The organism is Flavobacterium sp., from assembly GCF_003525665.1.
Lineage (GTDB): Bacteria > Bacteroidota > Bacteroidia > Flavobacteriales > Flavobacteriaceae > Flavobacterium.
This window is the reverse complement of sequence record NZ_DQDX01000077.1, coordinates 1-2,063: the sequence shown is the minus strand read 5'-3', so window position 1 is coordinate 2,063 and position 2,063 is coordinate 1. Positions and strand designations below refer to the sequence as shown.

Genomic DNA, 2,063 nt, shown 5'->3' with positions numbered 1-2,063 from the left:
TGCTTAAATAATTTCTCTATTTTCTTTAAGTCTTCGTCAACTACAAAAATTTCTTCAAAATCATCTAATCGATCAAAAAGATGCGCTAATTTCAATAATGATTCTAACGAAATTTGTCCTGTATATTCAAATCGTTTTATACTTCCTAAAGAAACTCCCGATTTATCAGCCAATTCAGATTGTGATAGCTTCTTGTATTTTCTCAATTTTTTAAATCGTTCTGCTAATTCTAATTGAACTTGAGAAGGTGTTTTATTAATAGAATAATTTTTCATTTTAGCTAATATATTATACAAATATAACTTATTTAATATTAAATAGCTAATATATTATCCAAAAATATATTTTGAAAACTGCTGCCGTAGCCCAGATTGCAACGGAAATCCTTGTGAAAAGAAATACCAATTTTTCATGACAAAAATGAGCGACCAAAGAAGCTTATTTTTGGCATAGAAAAATGGTATTTATTGAGCAAGATTGTAGTGTAAAGCTGGAAAAAGCTTCAAAAAAAGCACAAAAAAAACCGCTACTCAATTAAGAATAACGGTTTGTTTTTATTTAATTTCTTTTCCTTGATTGTCATAAAAATGATATTCAAGGTACGTGTAAGCGTCACGAGGTATAATTTTCACCCATTTTTTATGCTCAAAGAACCACTTTGAACGTATTGATGGAAAACCTTTTTTAAGGTATGCTGCCACGAAAGGATGAACGTTAAGTTTTACTTTCTTGTGGTCTTTCATGATTTTTTCAAGAGCAAAGGTAATCTTGTCGATAATTTGGATTGGCGCGTCTATATCGCTCGCCAAATTATTGGGATTTTCTTCTCTTGTTTCAATATTTACTTCTGGTCTTACTCGTTGGCGTGTTATTTGAACTAGTCCAAACTTACTTGGCGGTAAGATCTTGTGTTTTGCTTTATCGTCACTCATTTCATCTCGTAAGAAATTGAATAGAACTTGGCGATTATCAGGATTTTGCATGTCGATAAAATCGATAACAATGATTCCACCCATGTCGCGAAGACGTAACTGACGTGCAATTTCTGCTGCGGCAATCATGTTTACTTCAAGAGCTGTATCTTCCTGATTAGTAGCTTTATTAGAACGGTTTCCGCTGTTTACGTCTATAACGTGTAAAGCTTCTGTGTGTTCTATAATCAAATAAGCCCCTTTACTCATGGAAACTGTTCGTCCGAATGAGGTTTTTATTTGACGTTCTATATTGTATTTCTCAAAAATGGGAGTGTCTTTATGTTGATAAAGCTTCACCATATTTTGTTTTGTAGGAGCTATCTCGGCTATATAGTCCTTGGTTTCTTGAAACAACTCTTCATCATCTACTTGAATACCGGTGAAAGTATCGTTAAATATGTCTCGAAGCATAGAGGAAACTTTGTTAAGTTCGCCTAATACTTTGGACGGATGATGAGCAGTTGGTAATTTTTTACACATTGCAAGCCATCTATCATTGAGGTTTTGCAAATCTTTTTCTAGTTCGGCTGTTTTTTTGCCTTCTGCTACTGTTCTCACAATAACACCAAATCCTTTTGGTTTGACTGCTTGTACCAATTTTTTCAATCGGTCTTTTTCGGCTTTGTCTTCTATTTTTTGTGAAACAGAAACTCTGTCGGAAAAAGGGACAAGAACTAAAAATCTACCTGCGAAAGAAAGCTCAGAGCTTATTCTTGGTCCTTTGGTAGAGATTGGTTCCTTAACCACTTGCACTAGAATTGATTGATTGGCGCTCAGAATATCTGATATTGCACCATCTTTATCAATTTCCTTTTCAAACTGAAAGTTTTTTAGGGAGAAATCTTTTATTTTACCTGCGCTTACAAGTTTAATGAATTTCAAATAAGAAGCTAGTTGCGGACCTAAATCGTGATAATGTAAAAAGGCATCTTTCTCGAAGCCAACATTTACAAAGGCAGCGTTAAGTCCGGCAACAGGTTTTCTAATTTTGGCGATAAAAATATCACCTACTAGAAACTTGTTTGCTTTTTCTTCTTCTTTGTGTAATTCAATTAGTTTTCCATCTTTTAATAAGGCAAAATCTACAGC

At 33.7% G+C, this 2,063-nt stretch carries 2 protein-coding genes; both read right to left on the bottom strand.

All coding sequences use genetic code 11. The annotated features are described in order from the left end of the window. Window positions 1-275: helix-turn-helix transcriptional regulator (locus DIU01_RS05385; RefSeq protein WP_290832239.1), on the bottom strand; the 275-nt coding region annotated here is incomplete at its 3' end. A 279-nt stretch (window positions 276-554) separates the two neighbouring features. After that, window positions 555-2,063, bottom strand: a 1,509-nt coding sequence (locus tag DIU01_RS05380; protein ID WP_290832237.1) for a ribonuclease E/G, incomplete at its 5' end; no start/stop codon positions are given.